At 56.5% G+C, this 21313-nt stretch carries 24 protein-coding genes; 17 read left to right on the top strand and 7 right to left on the bottom strand.

All coding sequences use genetic code 11. The annotated features are described in order from the left end of the window. Window positions 1-59: 59 nt before the first annotated feature. Entirely contained in the window at window positions 60-1358 is a 1299-nt protein-coding gene (locus C7964_RS14545; RefSeq protein WP_181417200.1) for a sensor histidine kinase, read from the top strand. Between the two features lie 72 nt (window positions 1359-1430). Here the strand turns inward: C7964_RS14545 and C7964_RS14540 are convergent, their stop codons facing one another. Beyond that, window positions 1431-1760, bottom strand: a complete 330-nt coding sequence (locus C7964_RS14540) for an EF-hand domain-containing protein (RefSeq protein ID WP_181417199.1) — start codon at window positions 1758-1760, stop codon at window positions 1431-1433. Window positions 1761-2336: 576 nt separating this feature from the next. Continuing rightward, window positions 2337-3248, bottom strand: coding sequence for a LysR family transcriptional regulator (locus C7964_RS14535; protein WP_110280388.1), 912 nt, complete (start codon window positions 3246-3248; stop codon window positions 2337-2339). A gap of 117 nt (window positions 3249-3365) precedes the next feature. Between C7964_RS14535 and C7964_RS14530 the strand changes: the two genes are divergently transcribed. The 11 genes from C7964_RS14530 to C7964_RS19765 all read left to right on the top strand — a co-directional run bounded on the left by C7964_RS14530 (window position 3366) and on the right by C7964_RS19765 (window position 13475). Continuing rightward, the gene (locus C7964_RS14530) at window positions 3366-4160 is read left to right on the top strand and encodes an ABC transporter ATP-binding protein (RefSeq protein ID WP_110280387.1); all 795 of its coding nucleotides are present in this window, start codon (window positions 3366-3368) and stop codon (window positions 4158-4160) included. Window positions 4161-4220: 60 nt separating this feature from the next. After that, window positions 4221-4991, top strand: coding sequence for a transporter substrate-binding domain-containing protein (locus tag C7964_RS14525; RefSeq protein WP_110280386.1), 771 nt, complete (start codon window positions 4221-4223; stop codon window positions 4989-4991). Window positions 4992-5065: 74 nt separating this feature from the next. After that, a complete protein-coding gene (locus C7964_RS14520) occupies window positions 5066-5755 on the top strand; it encodes an ABC transporter permease (RefSeq protein ID WP_110280385.1) in 690 nt (229 codons plus the stop codon). 4 nt (window positions 5756-5759) lie between these two features. Next, window positions 5760-6545: an ABC transporter permease gene (locus C7964_RS14515; protein WP_220000180.1), complete on the top strand. Its 786-nt coding sequence runs from the start codon at window positions 5760-5762 to the stop codon at window positions 6543-6545. Then, window positions 6542-7231, top strand: a complete 690-nt coding sequence (locus tag C7964_RS14510; protein ID WP_353652419.1) for a cysteine hydrolase family protein — start codon at window positions 6542-6544, stop codon at window positions 7229-7231. The genes C7964_RS14515 and C7964_RS14510 overlap by 4 nt, the downstream gene beginning before the upstream one ends. A 75-nt stretch (window positions 7232-7306) precedes the next feature. Further along, entirely contained in the window at window positions 7307-8131 is an 825-nt protein-coding gene (locus C7964_RS14505) for an urea amidolyase associated protein UAAP1 (RefSeq protein ID WP_110280383.1), read from the top strand. Between the two features lie 12 nt (window positions 8132-8143). Then, complete coding sequence (locus tag C7964_RS14500; RefSeq protein WP_110280382.1) at window positions 8144-8770, top strand: urea amidolyase associated protein UAAP2; 627 nt, start codon at window positions 8144-8146, stop codon at window positions 8768-8770. Window positions 8771-8773: 3 nt separating this feature from the next. After that, on the top strand, window positions 8774-10558 hold the full coding sequence (gene atzF / locus C7964_RS14495; RefSeq protein ID WP_110280381.1) for an allophanate hydrolase: 1785 nt from the start codon (window positions 8774-8776) through the stop codon (window positions 10556-10558). 60 nt (window positions 10559-10618) lie between these two features. Beyond that, entirely contained in the window at window positions 10619-10972 is a 354-nt protein-coding gene (locus tag C7964_RS14490) for a RidA family protein (protein ID WP_110280380.1), read from the top strand. Between the two features lie 4 nt (window positions 10973-10976). Next, window positions 10977-11912, top strand: a complete 936-nt coding sequence (locus C7964_RS14485) for an ornithine cyclodeaminase family protein (RefSeq protein ID WP_110280379.1) — start codon at window positions 10977-10979, stop codon at window positions 11910-11912. A gap of 693 nt (window positions 11913-12605) precedes the next feature. Continuing rightward, complete coding sequence (locus C7964_RS19765; protein ID WP_146214870.1) at window positions 12606-13475, top strand: DUF6639 family protein; 870 nt, start codon at window positions 12606-12608, stop codon at window positions 13473-13475. A 172-nt stretch (window positions 13476-13647) separates the two neighbouring features. Here C7964_RS19765 and C7964_RS14470 read toward each other — a convergent pair whose 3' ends face one another. Continuing rightward, window positions 13648-14259: a GNAT family N-acetyltransferase gene (locus C7964_RS14470; RefSeq protein WP_110280376.1), complete on the bottom strand. Its 612-nt coding sequence runs from the start codon at window positions 14257-14259 to the stop codon at window positions 13648-13650. Window positions 14260-14618: 359 nt separating this feature from the next. Continuing rightward, on the bottom strand, window positions 14619-15995 hold the full coding sequence (locus tag C7964_RS14465) for a surface lipoprotein assembly modifier (protein ID WP_110280375.1): 1377 nt from the start codon (window positions 15993-15995) through the stop codon (window positions 14619-14621). A gap of 214 nt (window positions 15996-16209) precedes the next feature. Here C7964_RS14465 and thyX point away from each other — a divergent pair, with 214 nt between their 5' ends. Both thyX and C7964_RS19760 read left to right on the top strand, forming a co-directional pair. Further along, on the top strand, window positions 16210-17124 hold the full coding sequence (gene thyX / locus C7964_RS14460) for an FAD-dependent thymidylate synthase (RefSeq protein WP_110280374.1): 915 nt from the start codon (window positions 16210-16212) through the stop codon (window positions 17122-17124). 66 nt (window positions 17125-17190) lie between these two features. Continuing rightward, window positions 17191-17835, top strand: a complete 645-nt coding sequence (locus tag C7964_RS19760) for a hypothetical protein (RefSeq protein WP_146214869.1) — start codon at window positions 17191-17193, stop codon at window positions 17833-17835. Here C7964_RS19760 and C7964_RS20400 read toward each other — a convergent pair. Continuing rightward, window positions 17780-18337 (bottom strand): REP-associated tyrosine transposase, encoded by a 558-nt coding sequence (locus tag C7964_RS20400; protein ID WP_502693570.1) that lies wholly within the window; start codon window positions 18335-18337, stop codon window positions 17780-17782. The genes C7964_RS19760 and C7964_RS20400 overlap by 56 nt on opposite strands. A gap of 270 nt (window positions 18338-18607) precedes the next feature. Between C7964_RS20400 and C7964_RS14450 the strand changes: the two genes are divergently transcribed. Beyond that, on the top strand, window positions 18608-19606 hold the full coding sequence (locus C7964_RS14450; protein ID WP_110280373.1) for a hypothetical protein: 999 nt from the start codon (window positions 18608-18610) through the stop codon (window positions 19604-19606). Window positions 19607-19649: 43 nt separating this feature from the next. Here C7964_RS14450 and C7964_RS14445 read toward each other — a convergent pair whose 3' ends face one another. Beyond that, a complete protein-coding gene (locus C7964_RS14445; RefSeq protein ID WP_110280372.1) occupies window positions 19650-19859 on the bottom strand; it encodes a cold-shock protein in 210 nt (69 codons plus the stop codon). 174 nt (window positions 19860-20033) lie between these two features. On the opposite strand from C7964_RS14445, the gene C7964_RS14440 reads away from it, so the two are divergent. After that, window positions 20034-20363 carry an arsenate reductase family protein gene (locus C7964_RS14440; RefSeq protein ID WP_110280371.1) on the top strand — a complete coding sequence of 110 codons (330 nt, stop codon included), beginning with the start codon at window positions 20034-20036 and terminating at the stop codon, window positions 20361-20363. A gap of 45 nt (window positions 20364-20408) precedes the next feature. After that, a complete protein-coding gene (locus C7964_RS14435) occupies window positions 20409-20777 on the top strand; it encodes a hypothetical protein (RefSeq protein WP_110280370.1) in 369 nt (122 codons plus the stop codon). Here the strand turns inward: C7964_RS14435 and C7964_RS14430 are convergent. Next, complete coding sequence (locus tag C7964_RS14430; protein WP_110280369.1) at window positions 20761-21309, bottom strand: DoxX family protein; 549 nt, start codon at window positions 21307-21309, stop codon at window positions 20761-20763. The two genes, C7964_RS14435 and C7964_RS14430, sit on opposite strands and share 17 nt — an antisense overlap. Between the last annotated feature and the right edge of the window lie 4 nt (window positions 21310-21313).

The raw sequence follows: 21313 nt of genomic DNA, 5'->3' as shown, positions 1-21313 counted from the left end.
CGCGACGACCGATCATTCGCTGGCGGGTTGGCGTTATCTTTGTCATTGGCCTGTTGGCCATGCTCTCGATACCTGTAGCGCTTTTCTATGCCCTGAACGATGCCGAGCCGAAGACGGGATTGCCCCAACCGCGTCAGTTGGCGGCGATTGTAAGGCTCCTTGAGGTCACTCCGATTGACGAACGCCAAGCTGTGGTCGAGGCGCTACAATCATCCGAAATGTCCGTTCGAGTGGCGCCAGATGCGCAACTTCAAACCGATCTCGCCCCCCTTTGGCCGGACGAACCAGAGCGCACCGCCAGCTATCGTGCAATGTTGGACGGTCGCGCATTTGCTGCCTATGCGGTCCCCCGAAACCTGTTCAACCAGAGCCGCGGCGGCCTCCTTACTGCGGTGGAGTTTCGGGTGGTTCTGAACGACGGCGGCGTTCTCATCGTTGCCAGCGAAAGTGCCATGATGTTCACGGAAAGGGGCGTTCCGCTTGGCTTTCCTACAGCGTTTCTCGGGGCTCTGATTGCCTTTGTCGCCTTGCTGCTCCTCAACCGCGAATTTCGATCAGTTCAGCGGTTGGCACGCGCGGTGGAGGCCATCGATCCTGCCGATCCGCATGCCGCCTTGCCCGAGATCCGGGCTCGCACAGCGGAGGTGCGGCTGCTAATCGAGGTTTTCCGGCGACAGCAAGCGCAGGTCGCATCCCTACTCAAAGCCCGGTCCGCCATGATCGGGGGCATTCAGCATGACGTTCGAACCTTCGCAACACGGCTGCGGCTCCGCATCGAAAAACTGTCCAATCCAGAGGACCGCCGACAGGCCGAGACGGACATTGCCGATCTGGTCTCGCTGATGGACGGCGCCCTCATCGCGACCCGCGGCGAGGCAGGCAGTCTCGATCTGGAACTGATCGATTTCTCGGATTTGGTTTGCGGCGAAGTGAAGGATCGAAGGGCGTCGGGTCGCGATATTGATCTTACCGTCGAGACCATGCCAACGGGCTTTGACATCCTCGGGGATCGGGTGGCCCTGCGGCGGGTTCTTTCTAACCTCGTTGAGAATGCGCTGCGATACGGGACATCGGCGCATGTTTCCCTTACAGCCGAGGCCGGCATCGTGAAGATCTGCATAGACGATGACGGCCCGGGTATCCCCGCCGCAAAACGTGACGAGTTAATGCAACCTTTCTCCCGGCTAGAAGTTTCGCGGTCGCGTGAAACAGGAGGCGCGGGGCTTGGTCTGGCAATCGTGCAAACCTTGGTTGCAGCCCATGATGGCAACGTCTCGATCGGTGATGCGCCGAAGGGCGGTGCGCGCATCACCGTAACGTTGCCGAGGTTTACGCCTTCGACGCGTGCCCAGGATTGATAGGATCGGTGCCGTCGCTGGACGAACGACAGGTTTCAATTGTTGTTCGGTCACAGGGCCTTCGAAGCAGTCTCAGTCCTCCTTTTCGGCAAAGAGCGCGTCGAACATTGCTTGAGGGGCGGCGCCGGAGAAGGCCGCTACCTGGACCTTATCGCGGACCTTCTCGGCGACGTGCTGCTGAATCTGCGACAATTCTTCGGTCGACAGGTCTCCGCTGCCGTCGGCATCGAAGGCGCGCAGCCTGTCAGCGACCGGCGCGCCTCGCTCCGTTGCTGCAATTTCCTCGAAACTCACTCGGCCATTCTGATCGGTATCGACTTTTTCCGTTAGTCGATCGCGCATCTCTTGCGAACTGCCGAAAACATTGGCGCCGTTGATTGAAATCGGTCCAAGTCCGTTCATTCTAAGTCTCCTTCTGAAACAGCGCCACCTATGCAGCCACCTGCAAGCGAATACCATGTGATCCCTAATCTGAGGCGAATAGGATTTGTCAGAGAAATTCCAATCTTGGTCTCGTACCTTTCAGAGCTTTCGAGGGTATGGACTTCTTCGCTCGGAGCTTTGGAGGAGCGGACAGACTTTCTCGCTGGATCAGGGTCGCACCCACCGGAGGCGTGCAACTTGTGTGCAATCCAAAGTGAAGGTCCGGAAAGCGCACGAAAGCTGCCTCTAACGGAAACGCGGCGAATTCACCCTATGTCCGCCTAGGAGGCATCGGCGTGTAGAATTTAACCAAATAATGTTCGCAACTGCAGCGAATGGCAGAAAAGAGCCAATTGCGGAAGTGTGGAATTTGCGCTGCACGCGCTCGCAGCGTAGAAAATGGTGCGTGAACTGAAGATTCGGTGCCGCCTTGCAGCGAGAAGACCGGTCATTCATATCTGCCGCGGCAAGCATGGGAATAATTCCGAAAATTAACTGATCTTACGCCGTTCAAACAACAGCGACAGTCTTGCCGATTGGAAAAGTCGACAGTGGTTACCGAGCAAGTGCAGGCTCATCTCGTTGATGCTTTGTCTGCTCAAGCAGCCAATTCTTTAAAAATGATGCTGCGGATGACCCCGAGGTATTCTTGTCCAATCCGATTTCGTACCAGATGCAACGAATACTTCGTGGATCCATGCGGACCAGCCGCCCCGACAGTATCTCTCGCTCGCATAGGATATTATCGGCAAGGATAACCCCTTCTCCGTCCGCCGCCGCGTCAATTGCGAGAGAAAGATCTGAGTAGACCTTGCCTGAGTTCCAGCCGGTGCTTTCCGGCTCGTGGGCCGCATACCATTTATGCCAGGTCTCTTTTCCATTGTCGTGGATGAGAATCGCACGGTTCCAATCAACTTTGGCATCTTGCGACGAAAGCTTAGCGCTTAAGTGCGGAGTCGCGGCCGGAAAGCCGTCAATTGGGAACAATCTATCCTTTGTCACGCCACGTCCCGGCAACCGGGTCTCAAAGTGAATGACGATGTCGGCATGCCCTTCGCCAATCTGTGCCGGGGTCCACGCTGGCCGCAGGTCGACGTCTATTCGCGGAAAGAGACTGCAAAATTCGGTTATGCGCTTGCGCAGCCAGAGCGAGGCAATCGCAGGTTCCGCGCTGACAACCACTGTACCGGTCCGTGTTTTTCGCAGTAGGGTTTCGCTTGCATCTGTCAGCGTTTGCAGGCCGCTCGCGATTTGCGGAAGCAAGGTCCGCCCATTTTCGCTCAACTCGACCCGGTTACGGTGTCTGATGAAAAGATCGGTTCCGAACCATAGCTCCAGATTTTTGATATGCTGACTGACAACACTGTGGCTGACGTTCAGTTCGCTTGCCGCTTTGGCAAAACTAGAATGCCGTGCAGCGGCCTCGAAGACCCTAAGTGCATTGAGGTGGCGAAGCGTGTTTCCCATTATTATAGCGTAGGTAAAAGCTTCGCTGAGCGCAAGTTAAACGCGCTTTCTGGGCTTGGGATTTAGTTGTTAGCCTCGGATCAGCAAATCAGTCTCTTAAGCCGCACAGGAACCCGTATGAACGCTGTTTCGACCTCTGCCGACACGAACGTCTCGCTTGGCGTCAATGATCTTCACAAGTCATTCGGAACGCATGAAGTCCTTAAGGGTGTTTCGCTGGAGGCACGCGAAGGTGACGTCATTTCATTGTTGGGCTCTTCTGGATCAGGGAAAAGCACGCTCTTGCGGTGCGTCAATATGCTGGAAACGCCGACATCCGGCGAAATATCCGTCCACGGTGAGGTCATCAAGATGACCCAAGATCGCGGCGGCATAGCCCGGCCTGCGGACCCCAGGCAGGTGGAACGCATCCGCGCAAGACTGGCAATGGTGTTTCAGTCCTTCAATCTCTGGTCCCACATGACTGTCATGGAAAACGTCATCGCGGGGCTAATCCATGTTTTGAAGCAATCGCGCGCGGAGGCCATCGAGAACGCCAAAGAAGTTCTGGAACGCGTCGGCATGTACGAGCGTCGCGACTATTACCCCGCGCATATTTCAGGCGGTCAACAACAGCGTGCGGCCATCGCCCGCGCGCTTGCCATGGAGCCCGAGGTGATGCTGTTCGACGAGCCAACCTCAGCTCTTGATCCCGAACTTGTGGGAGAGGTTTTGAAAGTCATTCGCTCACTGGCAGAGGAAGGGCGCACCATGTTGGTTGTGACACATGAGATGGCTTTCGCGCGAGATGTCTCATCCAACGTGATCTTCCTCCACCAAGGCCTGATCGAAGAGCAAGGCGTGCCCAAGCAAATGTTCACGGATCCGAAATCCGCGCGCTTGAAGGAATTTCTATCCAATACCCGACACTAAGCCGCGAGGCTGTGCAGCCCGCATTCACAAACCAGACCAAGTCCATAAAGGGGAAATCAAATGACATTCAAAAACAAACTTCTCGCGTCCGCAGTTGGTGCGATTGCACTGATGGCAGGAATGGCGACAGCAGAACCATTGCGGATCGGCGTGGAAGGCGCATACCCTCCGTTCTCGCAAAAGGAAGCTGACGGGTCTTTGTCTGGCTTCGACATCGATATCGCACTTGCCTTGTGCGAAGAGCTGGAACGCGAATGCGAGCTGGTCGAGCAGGAGTGGGATGGCATGATCCCGGCTCTGATCGCAAACAAATATGATGCGATCGTCGCTTCCATGTCGATCACCGAAGATCGCCTTCGCTTGGTCGACTTTTCTGAAAAATATTATCAGACACCATCGCGGTTCGTCGCGGCGGAAGGCGCAACATTCGAACTGACACCAGAAGGTACCGCAGGGCTGAAGATCGGTGTACTGCGCGGCACCACATTGCAATGTCATGTGGAAAAGGCATTCCCTGACGCTGACTTGCGCCTCTACAACACGCAAGAAGATGTGTTTGCAGATCTTGTCGCCGGACGTCTGGACATGCAGTTGAACAATACGCTTCAGGCCATCGACGGTTTCCTCAACACCCCACAGGGTGAAGGGTTCGCGTTTCTTGGCGACAATGTCGATGATCCAGAATGCCTTGGCGAGGGGACCGGCATCGCGGTGCGCAAAGGTGACGAGCTGGCGGCTGAGTTGAGCACGGCAATTGCGGCGATCCGCGCTGATGGCACCTATGCGGCAATCAACGACACCTATTTCGACGTCGACATTTACGGCGAGTAACCCCGTTACGAGAGCGCGACAGGGGGTCCTCCGGCTTTCCTGTCGCAACTTCTCTCAATGTCTGGACAAAGCAAATGGATGTGATCTTCGAGTATAAACAGATCCTGATCGAGGGCACTTTGGTGACCATCTCGTTGGCTGTTCTGTCGCTGCTTCTGTCTATTGCATTGGGCCTCATGGGGGCCTATGCAAAACTTTCGCCCAAGCGCGGTGTTCGACGCGCGGGTGAACTCTACACCCTCTTTGTGCGCAGCGTGCCTGATCTTGTCTTGATGATGTTGATCTTCTACGGCGGTCAAACGTTGATGAGCCAAGTCGGCGCATTGACCGGCCTTTGGGGCTATATCGACATCAACCAGTTCATGGCCGGTGTGCTGACGCTTGGGTTCATCTTCGGCGCATATATGTCCGAAACTTTTCGAGGCGCCATCCTTGCTGTTCCGAGCGGCCAGATCGAAGCGGCGAAGGCTGTGGGGATGACACCCAGTCAGGTCTTTCGGATCGTCACCTGGCCGCAAATGGTACGTTTCGCGTTGCCGAGCTTCACCAACAACTGGTTGGTTCTGGTCAAATCTACCGCGCTTGTCTCGGTTATTGGCTTGCACGATCTGGTTTGGAACGCTTTCACGGCGGGCCGGTCTACGCACATGCTCTTTAGCTTCATGATCGCTGTTATGGTTATCTACCTGATCATCACTGGTCTGTCTGATGTGATCCTGCGGGCGGTTGACCGCAAGTACGCCGCTGGCGTGAGAAAGGCCTAAGGCGATGGAACCTGAACAGAGTTTTTACGACTACCTGAAGAACATCAGTGAAACTCAGTCACCAATCGATTTTGTCCTGATCTATGACAACCTCGACCGGTTCGTTGACGGCGCGTTGGTCACGTTGCAACTCACATTCCTCGCGCTTCTTGTCGGGGGGATAATCGCTGTGCCGTTGACAATTGCACGCGCATACCGCAAGCCGTTCCTAAGCCCCGCAATTCGTGTCTACACCTATGTTTTTTGCGGCACGCCGCTTCTGGTGCAGGTTTATCTATTCTACTTCGGCCTTGGCCAGTTCACGGCCGTGCAAGAAAGCTTCCTTTGGGATCCCATCCTCAGCAGCCCGTGGTGGTGCGTGATGATTGCTTTCACCTTGAATACAGCAGCCTATACCACCGAATTTCTGCGCGGTGCGATCGAAACCACACCCCACGGTGAGGTCGAGGCCGCAAAGGCATGCGGCATGTCACCGTACGCGCGGATGCGGCTGGTGGTTCTGCCGAGTGCCTTCCGCCGCGCGCTGCCTGCCTACTCGAACGAGGTCATTTTCACGCTGCACGGCTCCGTGATCGCGAGCACGGTGACGTTGCAAGACCTTTTGGGCGTCGGTCGCTGGCTGAATGGCCGCTATTACCTCGCCTACGAAGGCTTTCTAACCGCGATGGTGTTCTACATGGCCATTGTTTTCATGATCACCTTCGCGTTCCGGCTGGCCGAAAAGCGCTTCCTTGGCCATCTGCGCCCGCGAGAAACACCACAACCCGGCGCAGCAAGAGTTGCCGCGTGAGCCAGACCTCCGCATCCCAATCATATTATCTGTTAACGAAAGGCCTCACTATGACCACTTCGAAGAAACGTGACCTGATCGAAGGGCGCGCCGCGCTCATCGTCATCGACATCCAGAAATCGACCTTCGCCCCCATTCCTGATGACAAGCGCGCGATTGCACATATGCCAGACTACGCAGAGCGTATGGCGCGTTCAAAAGAGGCAATAGACAAGGCACGCGAGGTCGGAATTCCAGTGATATTCATTCAGGAGATCCACCGCGCGAATTTGATCGACATGGGCCGCGAAACTGATGGCGATGAAGATGTTCACTGCCTTGACAGCAACCCACTTACCGCCTTCGCTGAAGAAGAACTCGGCATGCTGCCGGATGATTACCGCATCTCGAAGCGTCGTTATTCCGCGTTTTACGGGACCGACCTGGAAATCCTGCTGAGGGGGCTCAAGGCGGAGACTCTGATCCTAGTGGGCGGCCTGACTGACGTCTGCGTGCATTACACTTTCGTTGACGCCCATCAGGGCGATTATTTCTGCCGCGTAATCGAAAACTGTGTCGCTGGCTCTAGCCTGGAGGCGCATAAGGCATCGCTCAACGCGATGGAATACCTGCAGCACGGCGCAATCCGCACCTTGGATGAAGTCCTGTCCGCGATGGAAAACAAAGCTGAAACACAGGCCGCTTGATTCAATCTTAAGGGCGGCCAATCCCGGCTGCCCTCAAGATTTCACAATTTCTCCAAATACAAGGAGCCATTCGTCATGACAGTTCAAACCACCCTGAGCACAGGTGAAACGCCGCAGGAGCGGTATGAGAGGCTGAAGTCCGAAGGGAATGGAGATGGCGGCGATTTTGCCGCGCGCCAGTCTGCCGCCCGCGTCCAACCTGTACCGGCCATTGAGGCGTCATCGGTTATCTTTGACGATTTCGTGCCGAGCAAAGGGTACTGGCACGGCCGCCTGAAACGCGGCGATGGTTTGCGGATTGTGGCCGAAAGCGCGACCGGGGTCGCGGCCTGTTTCTGGCGCAGCGATGAGACCTCTGAACGGTTCAATCCCGGCGACACGATCAAGGTGCAATGGACCAGCGAGATGACCACGGGCCGTGTCCTTTTGTCGGATATGGGGCGTGCGATGGTGTCGATCACCCATGATGATTTCGGACGGTCCGACTGTTTGGCCGGTGTATCCTTGCCCGGGCCTGCGGACGGTGGTGATTGGCAGAGCGGGCGTGAACACTTTCTGCGCGCCGCGTTGAAAAACGGGCTGAGCAAACGCGACGTTGGTCCTTGCATCAGCTTTTTCTCGCCGGTTTCGGTAGACTCTGGCGGACGGCTGTATTGGGAAGATCAAAACAGTAGCGGTCCGTTTACTGTGGATCTGCGCGCCGAGATGGATCTGATTGTGATCCTGTCAAACTCGGCACATCCAATGTCGCCGGATCGCGAGCCGCTGCCCTTGGCAGTAACCCAATTTCGTGCGCCGCCCGCCGCGACAGACGATCTCGCCCGCACCGGGACCGTCGAAGCCCGCCGCGCCTTTGAAAACACCGACGCCCTTTTCGGCGACCGTAAACGCTTGTCATAAGGAGTGACCCAGATGCTAGACGCCCCCAATCACGCGGACAACCACCACATCCCAGCTAACGTCGGCTGGTCTGCGATCATTCGCAAAGGTCAGATGATGCGCATCATCGATCTTGAAGGCCAACAGGCCGTTGATACGCTGTTTTACAGAGCCGACGATACGTCGGAACGTTACTCGGCCCAAGATACGGTCCTTGCTCAAAAGTCCCCCTATATCACCGAAGGCTCAGTGCTTCTGTCCAATGAAGGTAACCCGATGATGACGGTTGTACATGATACCGTTGGAGCGCACGACACCTCCGCCGGGGCGTGTTCTTGTGAGGCCAACACGGTCCGATTTGGCCATGAGGTCCGCCATCTGCACGCGTGCCGCGACAACTTCGTCACAGAGGCCGCCAAGTGGGGCATGGAGAAACGTGACATCGTGGCCAACGTCAACTTCTTCATGAATGTCCCGATTGAGCCCACGGGCGCGCTGGCCATTTCCGACGGGCTGTCTGCCCCCGGCAATTCGCTGGATCTGCGCGCAGAGATGGATGTGATCTGCCTGATTTCCAACTGCCCGCAGATCAACAATCCCTGCAACGGGTTCAACCCGACGCCGGTTAACGTACTGATCTGGACGCCTGAGGAAGACTGACCCATGGATTTACGCCTTTGCGAACTCGCCCGACGCTATGCAGGCGGTGAAACCGTCACTGATGTAATGAAACAGGTTCTTGCTGGTTGTGACGCCTACAGCGACCCAGCGGTTTTTATCAAACGGATAGACCATGCTGATGTTCTGGAGCTTGCGGCAGAATTGGACGACATCAATCCTGCAGACCGCGGGCGACTTCACGGCGTTCCCTTTGCAGTGAAAGACAATATCGATGTGGCCGGATTACCGACCACGATGGGCATGGCAGGCGAACAGCCCATAGCCGAACGCACTGCGACGGCGGTGCAACGCGTGCTCGATCAAGGGGCCGTTCTGATTGGCAAGACCAATTTAGATCAGTTCGCTACGGGGCTGGTTGGTGTCCGATCACCTTATGGCGCACCCCATTCGGTGTTTGATGAAAAGATGATTTCGGGAGGCTCCAGTTCTGGATCGGGCGTCTCGGTTGCGGCGCATCTGGTTAGCTTTTCTTATGGCACAGATACCGCAGGATCAGGTCGCGTTCCGGCGGCGTTCAACAATATCGTCGGGGTCAAGCCAACCAAAGGCATGGTTCCGACCACGGGCGTATTCCCTGCCAACAGAAGTCACGATTGTCTGTCGGTTTTTGCGCTGACCGCGAAGGATGCCGATATGGTGCGGGGCATCATTTCAGGTGTTGACGGGGTAGACCCATATGCACGTGACGCCGCACTCGTAGGTTTGCCACAAGACAGCCTTCGCATTGGTGTGCCAAGCGCCGCTTCGCTTGAATTCTTTGGCGACACACAGGCCGAGGATAACTACGCCGCCGCCTGTGCAGCTCTTTCAAAAGCTGGCTACACTCTTGTCCCGTTTGACTTTGACCCCTTCGCCGCAACGGCCCGTATGCTCTACGGCTCGGCTTGGGTGGCTGAGCGTACCCATGCCCTGACACCTTGGCTTGATGCATCGCCTGATCCACTGCACCCAATCACCCGGGAGATTATCGAGGACGGTTTGCAATACAGCGCTGTTGATACGTTCGATGCGATATACAAAGCCGCCGAAGCGAAAGTCGCGCTTGATGTGGTTTGGGACGATATCGATGTGATGTGCGTGCCAACCACGCCGTCGTTCTATTCCTTGGCGGAACTGGAGGCTAAGCCAATCCAGCTCAACAAGCAACTTGGCTATTACACCAACTGCGTCAATCTGCTGGACTACGCAGCGATCGCTGTTCCGGCGGGGTTCCGCACAGACGGCTTGCCCGCAGGTGTCACTCTCGTCGCACCGGCTTTCACTGATGCAGCACTTGCCCGTCTCGGAGGCCAAATCCATCAACTTTTGTCTGGAGCAACCGGGCGGGACCGCCTTACCATCGCAGATCAGGACACACCGGACGCAGCGGATGGGTCCTACATCGACATCGCCGTTGTCGGCGCTCATTTGACGGGTATGCCTTTGAACAGCCAGCTTACAGAGCGGGATGGTGTTCTACGTGAAACCGTTCAAACCTCGTCGGAATACAGGCTGTTTGCGCTTGCCGACACAACGCCACCCAAGCCGGGACTTGTACGTGATCCCGAGAGTGGCGGGGCCGGTATTGAGGTGGAAATCTGGCGGCTCCCTGAAAGCACACTGGGTGGCTTCCTCAAACTCATTCCTGCGCCGCTTGGCTTGGGGACAATTATACTTTCCGACGGACGACAGGTGAACGGATTTATCTGTGAGAGCCGTGCATTAGGAAATGCCGTGGACATCACAGAATATGGAGGTTGGAAGGCCTACCTTTCCAAGACTGCATAGCGCGGTCAAGCAACCCGCTCATCTTCCTCCCCGAACTTAAGGCAACAGAAAGTAACTTCTATGACAACTCCTATATCCCGTTCGCATACCAACGCGCGAATGTCCCAGATCGTCACACATGGCGATACGATCTACTTGGCTGGGCAGGTTGGCACCCCAGGTGAGAGCGTCGCACAACAGACGCGCGATTGCCTTGCTTCGATCGAAAGACTGTTAGCCGAGGCCGGATCGGATCTGTCGCATATGCTTCAGGCGACGATATGGCTGGCAGACATGGCTGACTTCGACGAAATGAACGCAGTTTGGGACGCATGGGTCCCAGAAGGCCAGGCACCGACCCGCGCCTGCGGCGAGGCACGCCTTGCCACACCGGACTACAAAGTTGAGATCATCCTGACCGCCGCACGGAAGTAATGGGATGACTGCCAGTATCCCGGTCATTGATGCCACGTCTCTTCCAGCTGGTTTTGGTTGGAAAAATGCTGTTGATGCGATCGCACGCGGGCACGAGCGGAGCCCTGCGAAAATCAGCGATCAATTCTTGAGCAGTGATCGCGATAGCTTCGTAAACCGTGCTGCGTGGATTGATGATTTCGGAATCGGAGTGAAATCCTTCACCGTTTTTCCTGAAAATGCCCAAGTACAACGACCGTCCGTGCAGGGCGCAGTGCTGATCTTCGACGACAAAACGGGCGCACCGCTTGCCGTTGTCGACAGTGGTCTGGTGACCTATTGGAAAACGGCATCAGACTCTGTCTATGGCGCGTCTTTGCTGGCCCGCCCTGACAGCAAGACCCTTTTGATTGTCGGGGCGGGCGTCGTTGCGGACAGTCTGGTCGACGCTTATTCAACGCTTTTCCCAGATTTGGCGCACATCATGATTTGGGGGCGGTCCCCTGAAAAAGGCCGCGCACTGGCGTTACGGCACGCCGGCCAAAAAGCAAAGGTTGAGGCGATTACTGATCTGGAGGCTGGCGTGAAGCAAGCCGACATCATTTCGACCGCGACAATGTCACAAAACCCGATCCTATTGGGGAAATGGGTTGCGCCCGGCACGCATGTCGACCTGATCGGGGCATTCAAGTCTGACATGCGTGAAGCTGATGATGAATTGCTTGGTCGCGCACAAATATGTGTCGACAGCTTTGAAACCACACTTGATCATATCGGCGAGCTGCTGATCCCGCTGCGGGAGGGCACGATTTCCAGATCGGATGTGGTGGGTGACCTCTATGATCTGACCCAGAAACAAATTGGCAGGCCCTCACGCGATACCATCACTGTGTTCAAAAATGGCGGCGGTGCGCATCTCGATCTGATGATTTCTAAGGCCTTGTTCGACTGGAGCAGGTGATCGATGAAGCTGTGGCTGCGCAAGCCAAGACCTATTGTTTCTGGAAACGGGACGGGAGCGGCGGCCCTTGTGCCGCGCGAGTAACTGCTGCGCACCGATCAGGTCGGCTATTCTCGCGATCGGTTCTATTATCGCAACTCTCACGGCTCAATTCTATCCTGTGAACGCTCATTGTTACACATGCATGGAAATGCTGCATGAACAATAGGCCCGTTTGCACAAGTCCGGCTTGTCCCACGACATGATTGTTGAGCGATCATGCAGCGAAAGGTTGGTCGTACCTAGTTTCGTCGCTCTGAATGGCTGGTTCGGTGAAACTTGCTTCGCTTCCAAAAGCCCGCCGCTGCACATGCGAAGAAATGCTGCGTCGGCAATGGCTGCACAAGCAAAAGGCGGGTTTGTCCCGCCCAGCAGACATCGGCTCAGCCGAAATGCTGCATTCCATTGCCAATGTCCGCTTTGGGGGAAGCTGCACCGCAGCGTCGCAATCGCCTGTGAATGTCCGGTAAGGGCCGTGAGCAGCCTTAAGCTAAACTGACTAATGTCAATTCCACCTCTTTAGTTCCAAGCTAAGATAAACTGAGTGGTAAGTTATAACCCTTATGGGTTAATCTTGGCGGTCTTCACAGTCGCCTTCCATTATTAATTCTGCCAACTGGGAAAAAATACAGTGCTGGTCTGACAGGGTATCGGATGAGGAACATTGGTAGACTTTGCTCTGCTCTGGCAGTCATTGGTGGCGGCGGAACATACGCGTTGTCGGCTTCTGCTGAGTCGCTTCTATGTCAAGACCACCAGCTTTCGGTACTTTCACCCACGCCAGAGTTCTCAGAACTCGCCTGTATCCTAGCGGCTGAAGCCAAGGCGCATCTGCTTGAATGTGGGCTGCATCAGTCTAGCCCGATTGAAATCGTTCTTGTCGAAAAAATTGAGCATGCATTTGGAGACTGTCTTGCCACCTATGATTGCCGTGATGAAATCATCCGCGTTATTCATCCGCAAGCACTTGGTGAAGCGATTGAAGATGGCGGTCCTTATAGCGTCCTGCCGACAAAGATCGTATTCCAAGCGTTGATCTCTCACGAAATGGCCCACGCCTTGTTGGAGCAATCCAGTCAGGGAACTGATCTTGCCTTTGTGGACCATGAATATGTTGCCGCTGCGATGGAGCTCGACATTATTGATCCAAGATGGCGCCAAGCGTTTATTGATGCCGCGCCAGTTAGTCTTCCTCCGAAGATCAATCTGATCTCTTCACTCATTTATGGCTTCGACCCAAGGAAGTTCGCCACAAACGCTTGGCAGTACTTCAATGCCGAAGCAGATGGTTGTGAGCGCATACGCCAGATCGCTGACGGTGAGTTCTCCTTTTACGTTCGACCTCAAAAAGTGTGCTCCGCGGAAACACAACAAAGGCGAGAAAAATCCGCAGATGTAACTCGGCGCTACCCAAGAGACTGTTCTGAAGCCGACATTCGGCAAGCAGAACTAGAAGTGTGGAAAGCCCCACAGAGCGGACCTCGGTGCCCATCACAGCGAATGGCGGCTTCGAGCCCAGAGTGACTGATACTGTACGGCGCACGAATGGCTGAGGTGCGCCGACTTCTGCCATTCGCAGCGGTCGCCGCGGCTGATAGCGACACGGAGAGAGCTGCCGCAGCCGTTCTATGAGGCGCGTGAGGGTGGCGCTGTCCCGCTCTGCGAGGGGACGGTGACTTGGGGAAAGGTGCCTTGGCTAAAGCGGTTTCGTTAGCAGGATCCAGTCGTTCCCCGGGCCGTCCCAGCCACCCTTAAGGATGGGGCGGCGGGCTATCTCGTTGTAGCCATATGCGGCGTAGAGCGCGCGCGCTGGAGCGTGGGCGTCGGAGACGACTAAGCAGATCAGATCGTGGCGGCCGGCGCGGGCGATGGCCTCGGCTGTGTCGAGCAGTCGGCGGGCGAGGCCCTGGCGGCGGGCGCTCTCGACAGTGGCGAGGTCGTTGAGGTACCAGCTGCCGAGGACGAGATTTTGAAGCTCAAGAACGGGGAGGTAGATGCCGGCCTCAGCGAGTTCCATGGGCTCCTGCCCAATAGGGTTCCCCAACAATACCGCCTCGACGCCCTCGCCTCGATCCACGACGACCATGGTTTGTCCGTCTTCCATGCGGCCGATCTGGCGGAGGCGGCCGATTTCCCACGGATCACCCTCAGCGCCAGCCTTCTCATGCCAGTGGTGCAGGAGGATGCCGCCCGATGCTGCGTTGTTGAGCCGCGCGACGACCGCCGCATCCTCGCGCCGGAAGGGGCGAAGCGGCGGCGCGAGCGGGATCGGGCAAGCGGCTTCTGTGAACATGGGCGTGCTGGGCATTGGTGCTCTTTCCTCAAGTTCGTTCAGCAGACCTTAACAGTCATATCTCTAGTGGCCTACGATTCGCATGTTGAATGGACTGACAGGTCCTGCGGGTCAGGCTTTCTACGCCCGTGCCGGCGGCGGCTGTCGTGTACTGGGGCGCCACTGACTAGGCTATACAAATAGAGCAGCCAGACCCGCCGGATCACCTCTGCGGGTTTCTTGTACTGGTAGTTGATACGATTACGATCAAGAGTAGTCTCATTGAGAACGTTTTTCCGGCCGTTACACCGTTACAAAAAAATACTTAATACTTTGATTTTGTTATCATATTGTAGAGTTCAATCCTCTCTCACAGCACCATCCTCCCAGATATGCTAGAACTGCGATGAAATCGTCAGGCTCGCTGAAAATGATGTGCGGTCAAAACGGCTGACGTTGCTGTCCGTGCGGCTTGCGTCGATCCGCAAACCGGGGGTGAAGCCCGCATAGGATATCTCGGGAAATCCGATATCGGCATTGGCGAACACCGTGCGGTCCTGACGCCCGCCTGTCACGGCAAACAACAGGTTGTAGTCAGGATAATCGCTCCAGCGGAATCCCCCACCCAGGCCAAGAATGATCGGGCCCATGGGTTCGGCCCAGCGATAATTGCCGCTCAGTGTCAGATCCTGCGAAGTATAGTTCACGCTGTCACCTTTGCTATCGACCACTGTGATGTTGCCACCGATCCGGTCGCGGCTTGCAAGCTGGTGCACAAAGCCGGTGCCAAGCGTCACACGGTTGACCTCACCAATGCCTCTATTCTGGTATTCCTGCCATTCCCGACCAACTGAAAACGACAACGCGGTCTGCGCATTCAACGGCACCCGACGGTCGATGCCCAATCGCCAGATGTCATATTGTTCGTCGTTGAGAACCTGTGCACCTGATGGACCATCAAGGTCGCGATAGCTGTAAAGTGCACGCGCGGCACGCAGGGTGAGTGTCCCGTTTTCCAACACGCGCTCATGGCGCAGGGAGAGCTCGTAATAATCAGTTGTAAAAGTCTCGTCAGGGATGTCGATGTCGTCGGTAATGCGCACGCGGGTTGCGCGGTACTGTGCGCCGACGGTCGTGCGGCTCTCACGCGATTGGTGCAACCGGTAGCTGGTGTTGAAAGTAAGGACTGCGCGCCATCCCGCGATGGCCTGCGCATCGGCTGACAATGTGCCCGTCGGGTTGCCGGGTGCGGTCGAGGCTTCGTCCTCGGCCCCGCCATTCACGTTGTTTGACGGCGCGAGCGAAAACGACAGGTTTGTGGACCACGGGTTCAGACGGGTCACGCCACGGGCGTCATTCAGGGTGCGGTTGCGCTCTTGCTCATTCGGCGCGACCGTCAGGGCGCGGCGCAACCAGAAGGTCGCAAGGGTGTAGCGCTGGTCATTTGCAGCGGCCAAGGCGGTCAGACGGGCGGCCTCGTATTTTTGGGCATCGCTTTGGGACACGGCAAAGGCGCGCGCCCCTGCGGCACGGCCGCGCGCGGCGTCGCCCAGCCGCGGGGCTGCGGCCGCGACAACGATCAGGGCGGTGCGGTCATCGGGACGCTGGACCAGAACGGCTTCTGCAATCTGCAGGGCCAATGCGGCATCTCCTGCGACGAGGGCCTGTGCGGCAACGGAAGATGCCTGATCAAGCGGCACATTCACGCTCTGCTGTGCTGCCAGGCCCGAACCGGCCAGCGCGAAAACCACTGCGAAAACCTTGAAATTCAATACGCTGGTCCTCTATCCACGCAACCTGTCAACCTGTTTTGCGAGGCCGCCCGCATCATCAATGACGCCAAGCTCTTCGGCCCGCCCCGCCATGTCAACACACATCTGTTGATATAATCGTTCACCCAACCACTATATATGGTTTTGTCGCAGGCCGCCATTTTCTATAGTGGCGCAACATCATCCCGACTCACCGCCAGCCCGGAGACACGCCATGCCCATCACCCCAGACCAACAGGCCGAAATCGACACACTCCGCAGCAATGCAAAACCCACATTGCGCGCCGTGTCCGAAGGCATGGAAGGGCACCTTTACAAAGCCTACGACGTGCTCGACCACGGGTTCATCCGCGTGATCGACTATATGGGCGATGATGCCGCGATCTGTCAGGCGGCGCGGGTGTCCTACGGCAAGGGTACCAAATCGGTGCAGAACGACGAAGGGCTGATCCGCTACCTGATGCGCCACTGGCACTCGACCCCCTTCGAGATGTGCGAGATCAAGCTGCACGTCAAACTGCCCGTCTTTGTCGCCCGCCAGTGGATCCGGCACCGGACCGCCAACGTCAACGAATACTCCGCGCGCTACTCGATCCTCGACCGCGAATTCTACATCCCCGCGCCCGACAAACTCGCCGCGCAATCGGTGATCAACAATCAGGGCAGGGGCGAGGCGCTGACCGGCGAAGAGGCCGCCCGCGTGCTGGAATACCTCAAAGGCGACGCCGCGCGCTGCTATGACCACTACGCCGAGATGATCTCGGATGACGGCCAACAGGGCCTCGCCCGCGAACTCGCCCGCATGAACCTGCCTGCCAACATCTATACGCAATGGTACTGGAAGGTCGACCTGCATAACCTCTTCCACTTCCTGCGCCTGCGCGCCGACAGCCACGCCCAATATGAAATCCGCGTCTATGCGGAAGAAATCTGCAAAGTCGTCGCCGACTGGGTGCCCGCCGCCTACGGCGCGTTTGAGGACTACCGCATGGGCGGCGCCACACTCTCGTCAAAGGCGATTGACTGCGTGCGCCGTATGCTTAAGGGTGAAGAGGTCACGCAAGAGACCTCCGGGATGAGCAAGGGGGAATGGCGGGAGTTTGAAGGGGTTTTTAACGACCCCGCTTAACGAATAGTTGAAGCTAAAGGTGCTGGCGCTGCAAGGCGCGATCATTTTCGCAAGGATATCCGATAATTGATCAGAACCATTACTATACCGTCGAGTATTACGACGGTTTCCTCCGTCTTGGGGCTAGGTTTGTCAAGTATTCAGCTTTCTGCTGATGAAGAATGTGCGATTCATTTCTCTAGTTGCGAGTTCGGTGAGCCGCTTCCAATGCTGATCTTGGGACGTGAGATTAGAAACTTAATACGCAATAATAGGGGATCGAAGATTACGGCGTACAGCAAACCGACGTCGTTTCGCGGATACGCCGATCATGTTGGTTTCTTTCGCTACTGTGGGTTTCAACGTGGGAACGAGCCGGGTCAGGCACTTGGTTCACCCAATTACATTCCAATTACTTTTTTAGATATAGATGATCTAAAGCAGGCATCCGGTGATCGACCCTATGCTGAAATAATGGTCGAAAAGGCCGCTGAGTTAACAAAGGTCTTGATGCAGGAAGATAACGGTCCTGTATTCGATGTCATCTCTTACTCAATCAGAGAAATGCTTCGTAATGCTGCTGAGCATAGCCAGTCGTCGGTTGTTGTAATTTTTGGCCAATTCTGGCCGCAGAAACATCGTGCTGAAATTGCGCTTTTTGATGCTGGGATCGGTATCAAATGGCCTGACCTTGAAGGGTGGCAACATAACTCACCATCCGTGGGCCTTTGATGGAACTTGCATCCAAATGTCCTGCGATCTTAGAAGCATGAATGGATCTGAAGACAGAATTGCGAGAATAATAGAAGAGGGCGAGGAAGCTACAGGGGGGACAGCAATTGCATCTAATGCAAGTAAAAAAATTGTCTTTTGATCTCGTGTTGGCACGCCGTAGGTCGGGGCCTGCCCCGACTCCCACCCCGACACCCCACATCACCCACCGGATTGTCGGGGCGGGCCCCGACCTACGGACCATGCGTGTGAAGCGTCCTTTGATTTCACCCATGCTGCCCGAATAATCCGCATCCCCTGCGGGCAAGGTCCACACACAATGCATGTGATCGGGCAACACGACCCAAGCGTCGATCTTGAACGGCCCCGCCGCCCGCGTCTGTGCGACGGCCTGCCGCAAAATGGCAATCTCGCGCACGAGTAAATTCGACGACCGGTCCGCCAGATTCACGGTAAAGAAGACGGTGGCCCCCGCGCGTCTGGGGCGGCGATAGCTGGACATGCGCCATCATCGCGCGGGCTTGGTTAATACTGTCTCAACACCCCCCAACCGGCGGACATTTGTATGTACAGGCTGTGTACAGGTTGTGTACGCAAATCATACGCCCCGAAGCCCAGTATCCCCTGATAATGAACACCTGCGCGTCACAGCCCCGTCCGCGCCCGCGCGGCGCAGCAAAGCCACACATCGGGACGGGTCCAAAAGTTTATATTCCATGTCGCAGCAACTGCCGCCATAGTCGGGGCAACAGCGGTTGACAGGAGCATTGCCTTGACCTTCTTACGTGCGATCCCGTTCTCCTTTAACATCCTGTGGCGGCTGGCACTGGTGTTCCCTTTCATGACCATCGCCCTGATCATGCTGGGCATCGTTGCGGGCTTTCTGGTCTTCGTGACGGCCTTTATCGCACCGCTTGTATCCATCATGCTGATGGGCTTTTTCGCCGTTGGCGCCAGTGTCCTGCCCACAATGGTGGGGACGCGTCTGGGGTTGCGCGCGCGCGGCGCCAGCGTGCGGAACTCCGCCGCCGGGCTGGTACTTCCGGCCGTCGGTTATGGTCTGTTCGAGGCGCTTTGCGTGCTCTTGATCGTGGCGCTGGGCTGTGCGGTTTACGTGATGGCGACACCGCTGACATGGCAGGACCTCGGCCAATTGGTCGAAATGGACGAAGACCTTTTGTTACAACAGCTTATGTCGGTCAGCCCCGTCATCACGGTGACTATTTTCGCGGTGGGTGCCCTGCTCGTCGTCGGGCTGCGTGCGGCCCTTTTGACACCCTTTGCCGGTGCCAGCATCGGCGCAGACCCCAGCGGTCGCGCCCATACGCCCTTCTACGGATTTGGCAGCGCGTTTTGGTCCCTGCTGCCCTTGACGATTTTGTCCTACGTGCTTTGGGGGCTTGCTGTGCCGATTGTGGTTTTGTTCTGCTTCATGCTCGGGTTTGGCGAGGCTCTGGCCATGGCGGCGAGCCAGGTCGAGACGATGGAAGGCGCGGAACTGCTTGATCTGCTCGGGCTCGAAACGGGCGTGTTTCTGGCCCTGTTGATCTTGTTTTATCTATGGGCTTTCAGCCTGCAATGCGCCGGTGGCGCGCTGGCCTTCCTGAACCATGTCGCCCGCGAAAACGATGCCCAGAACGCCTTTGACATGTCCATGGACGCCCATCTGGCCGCCACAGCCCAGGCCGCGCCGCGCGTGCAGAAAGAGATGCAGTCTGCGGATGTCATGGAACTTGTCCGCAGCCGCATGCAGCAGAACAAACGCGAATAGCAGGCCAAACCGGCCTGCCTGCGTTACATTGCGGAATACTGCTTTACTCGGCCTTGGCGATATTGCCCGCCATCTTGCGCCCGTCACGTCCTTCGATCAACTCGAAGGTGACTTTCTGGTCGTCGGCAAGCCCGGTCAGGCCGGATTGTTCCACTGCTGAAATATGGACGAAAATATCCACGCCGCCGTCGTCGGGCGCAATAAACCCGTAGCCTTTTGTCGTATTAAACCATTTTACGGTGCCACTTGGCATGCTCCGCTCTCCTTAAATTATCGCACCCCGTAGGGTTGGGCAGGTCTTGGGCCCCGCGATCAGCGGACTTCCCTTCGCCTTGTCCTTTTAGAATTATAGGTTTTGTGCAAAAGGCAAATGACACAAGGTCGCATCGGCGTTATCCGGTGATTTATTGCTGAAAATGGAGGCGAAATGCGGTTTTTTGGTTTAAAGTCGTGCGATACATGTCGAAAAGCGCTTAAGGCGCTGGCTGCGGCTGGACACACCCCACAAGTTGTTGATGTACGCGCCGATGGAGTCTCGGACGCGGATCGCAGCGCCATTGTTGCGCAGTTCGGTGATGCCGCGATCAATCGCGCCTCAACCACATGGCGCGGTCTGACAGATGCCGAAAAGGACGCAGACCCTGCCGATCTTCTGGCCGCACATCCAACACTGATGAAACGGCCTGTGATTGACGTGGATGGTGTATGGACAATCGGCTGGAAAGCGGATGTTCAGGCAAAATACCTTGGCGACTGACGTTTGACTGCTTATGTGATGATTTGAGCAGTAAGGAGACGAACAATGCGCAACGCCGCAAGCGTACTTGGCCTCATCGGTGGTCTGATTGGCATTCTTGTTGGTCTGTTCGGTTATGGATATGCCGAATTGTCTGAGCGTCATTCCGAGGTGGGCGAGCTTTTCGGCTTTCTTGAGAACCCGGGCTTTATCCGTTTTGCCAGCTTTATCGCACCCCTTCTGGCGATTGCCGGTGGCGCTATGGCCAAGGCCCGCGCCCTTTGGGGCGGTGTTTTGATGCTGGTCAGTGCGTTCTGTTTCTATGCGGCCTTCGGGTTCAATGTGGGGACGATGTTCCCGATCGGCTTTGTGGCACTCGGTGGCTTGCTCGCGATTGCGGCGGGCAAACCCGACGAGCCTAAGGCGCATTTCTGAAGATCAGACGGTCCACCGACAGCGCGCCTGCGCCTTTCAGCACCAGGATCATCAGGCAAAGCACCCAGAACGCGCGTTGATCAAGGATCAGCGCATCGGACATACGGTCAAACCACGCGCCCAATGTGCCCTCGTGGCTGATCCCGCCATGGCCGAAAAGGTCCGTCAGGGATTGCATGATGATAAAGCCGATCATGCCGATGGACGCCAGACGTGTGAGCAGGCCGACCACGATCAAGAGAGGCAAGAGAAACTCTGCAATTGTGCCGCCCGTCGCTACCGCCCAGTGAAAGACTGTGAGTTGCGATGTATCATAGCCTGCCGCTTCCATCGCTCTTGGAAAGATCTGAACATAGGCCCCGGCCGAAGGTTGCAGAAACCCGAAAATTCCGTCGCCCAGTTTGGTCAAACCTGAATTCCAATAATAGATCAGCAGGACACCGGCAAAAACCAGCCGTGCGAGGATTTGTAGTATCGCATCGCCAAAGCGGTTGATCGGCTGGGCCAACTGGGAAAGCGGCATAGTGGTCATTGCA

The sequence above is a fragment of the Loktanella sp. PT4BL genome, from assembly GCF_003201935.1.
Taxonomy (GTDB): Bacteria; Pseudomonadota; Alphaproteobacteria; order Rhodobacterales; family Rhodobacteraceae; genus Yoonia.
Note: the sequence above shows the minus strand (reverse complement) of the source record. Positions and strands in the feature narration are given on the sequence as shown.

Bases quoted from the DNA above. Each gene is read 5' to 3' on its own strand.
- C7964_RS14545 (WP_181417200.1), top strand. From the start codon at position 60: ATGCTCTCGATACCTGTAGCGCTTTTCTATGCCCTGAACGATGCCGAG.
- C7964_RS14540 (WP_181417199.1), bottom strand. From the start codon at position 1,760: ATGAACGGACTTGGACCGATTTCAATCAACGGCGCCAATGTTTTCGGC.
- C7964_RS14535 (WP_110280388.1), bottom strand. From the start codon at position 3,248: ATGGGAAACACGCTTCGCCACCTCAATGCACTTAGGGTCTTCGAGGCC.
- C7964_RS14530 (WP_110280387.1), top strand. From the start codon at position 3,366: ATGAACGCTGTTTCGACCTCTGCCGACACGAACGTCTCGCTTGGCGTC.
- C7964_RS14525 (WP_110280386.1), top strand. From the start codon at position 4,221: ATGACATTCAAAAACAAACTTCTCGCGTCCGCAGTTGGTGCGATTGCA.
- C7964_RS14520 (WP_110280385.1), top strand. From the start codon at position 5,066: ATGGATGTGATCTTCGAGTATAAACAGATCCTGATCGAGGGCACTTTG.
- C7964_RS14515 (WP_220000180.1), top strand. From the start codon at position 5,760: ATGGAACCTGAACAGAGTTTTTACGACTACCTGAAGAACATCAGTGAA.
- C7964_RS14505 (WP_110280383.1), top strand. From the start codon at position 7,307: ATGACAGTTCAAACCACCCTGAGCACAGGTGAAACGCCGCAGGAGCGG.
- C7964_RS14500 (WP_110280382.1), top strand. From the start codon at position 8,144: ATGCTAGACGCCCCCAATCACGCGGACAACCACCACATCCCAGCTAAC.
- atzF (WP_110280381.1), top strand. From the start codon at position 8,774: ATGGATTTACGCCTTTGCGAACTCGCCCGACGCTATGCAGGCGGTGAA.
- C7964_RS14490 (WP_110280380.1), top strand. From the start codon at position 10,619: ATGACAACTCCTATATCCCGTTCGCATACCAACGCGCGAATGTCCCAG.
- C7964_RS14485 (WP_110280379.1), top strand. From the start codon at position 10,977: ATGACTGCCAGTATCCCGGTCATTGATGCCACGTCTCTTCCAGCTGGT.
- C7964_RS19765 (WP_146214870.1), top strand. From the start codon at position 12,606: ATGAGGAACATTGGTAGACTTTGCTCTGCTCTGGCAGTCATTGGTGGC.
- C7964_RS14470 (WP_110280376.1), bottom strand. From the start codon at position 14,259: ATGCCCAGCACGCCCATGTTCACAGAAGCCGCTTGCCCGATCCCGCTC.
- thyX (WP_110280374.1), top strand. From the start codon at position 16,210: ATGCCCATCACCCCAGACCAACAGGCCGAAATCGACACACTCCGCAGC.
- C7964_RS20400 (WP_502693570.1), bottom strand. From the start codon at position 18,337: ATGTCCAGCTATCGCCGCCCCAGACGCGCGGGGGCCACCGTCTTCTTT.
- C7964_RS14445 (WP_110280372.1), bottom strand. From the start codon at position 19,859: ATGCCAAGTGGCACCGTAAAATGGTTTAATACGACAAAAGGCTACGGG.
- C7964_RS14440 (WP_110280371.1), top strand. From the start codon at position 20,034: ATGCGGTTTTTTGGTTTAAAGTCGTGCGATACATGTCGAAAAGCGCTT.
- C7964_RS14435 (WP_110280370.1), top strand. From the start codon at position 20,409: ATGCGCAACGCCGCAAGCGTACTTGGCCTCATCGGTGGTCTGATTGGC.
- C7964_RS14430 (WP_110280369.1), bottom strand. From the start codon at position 21,309: ATGACCACTATGCCGCTTTCCCAGTTGGCCCAGCCGATCAACCGCTTT.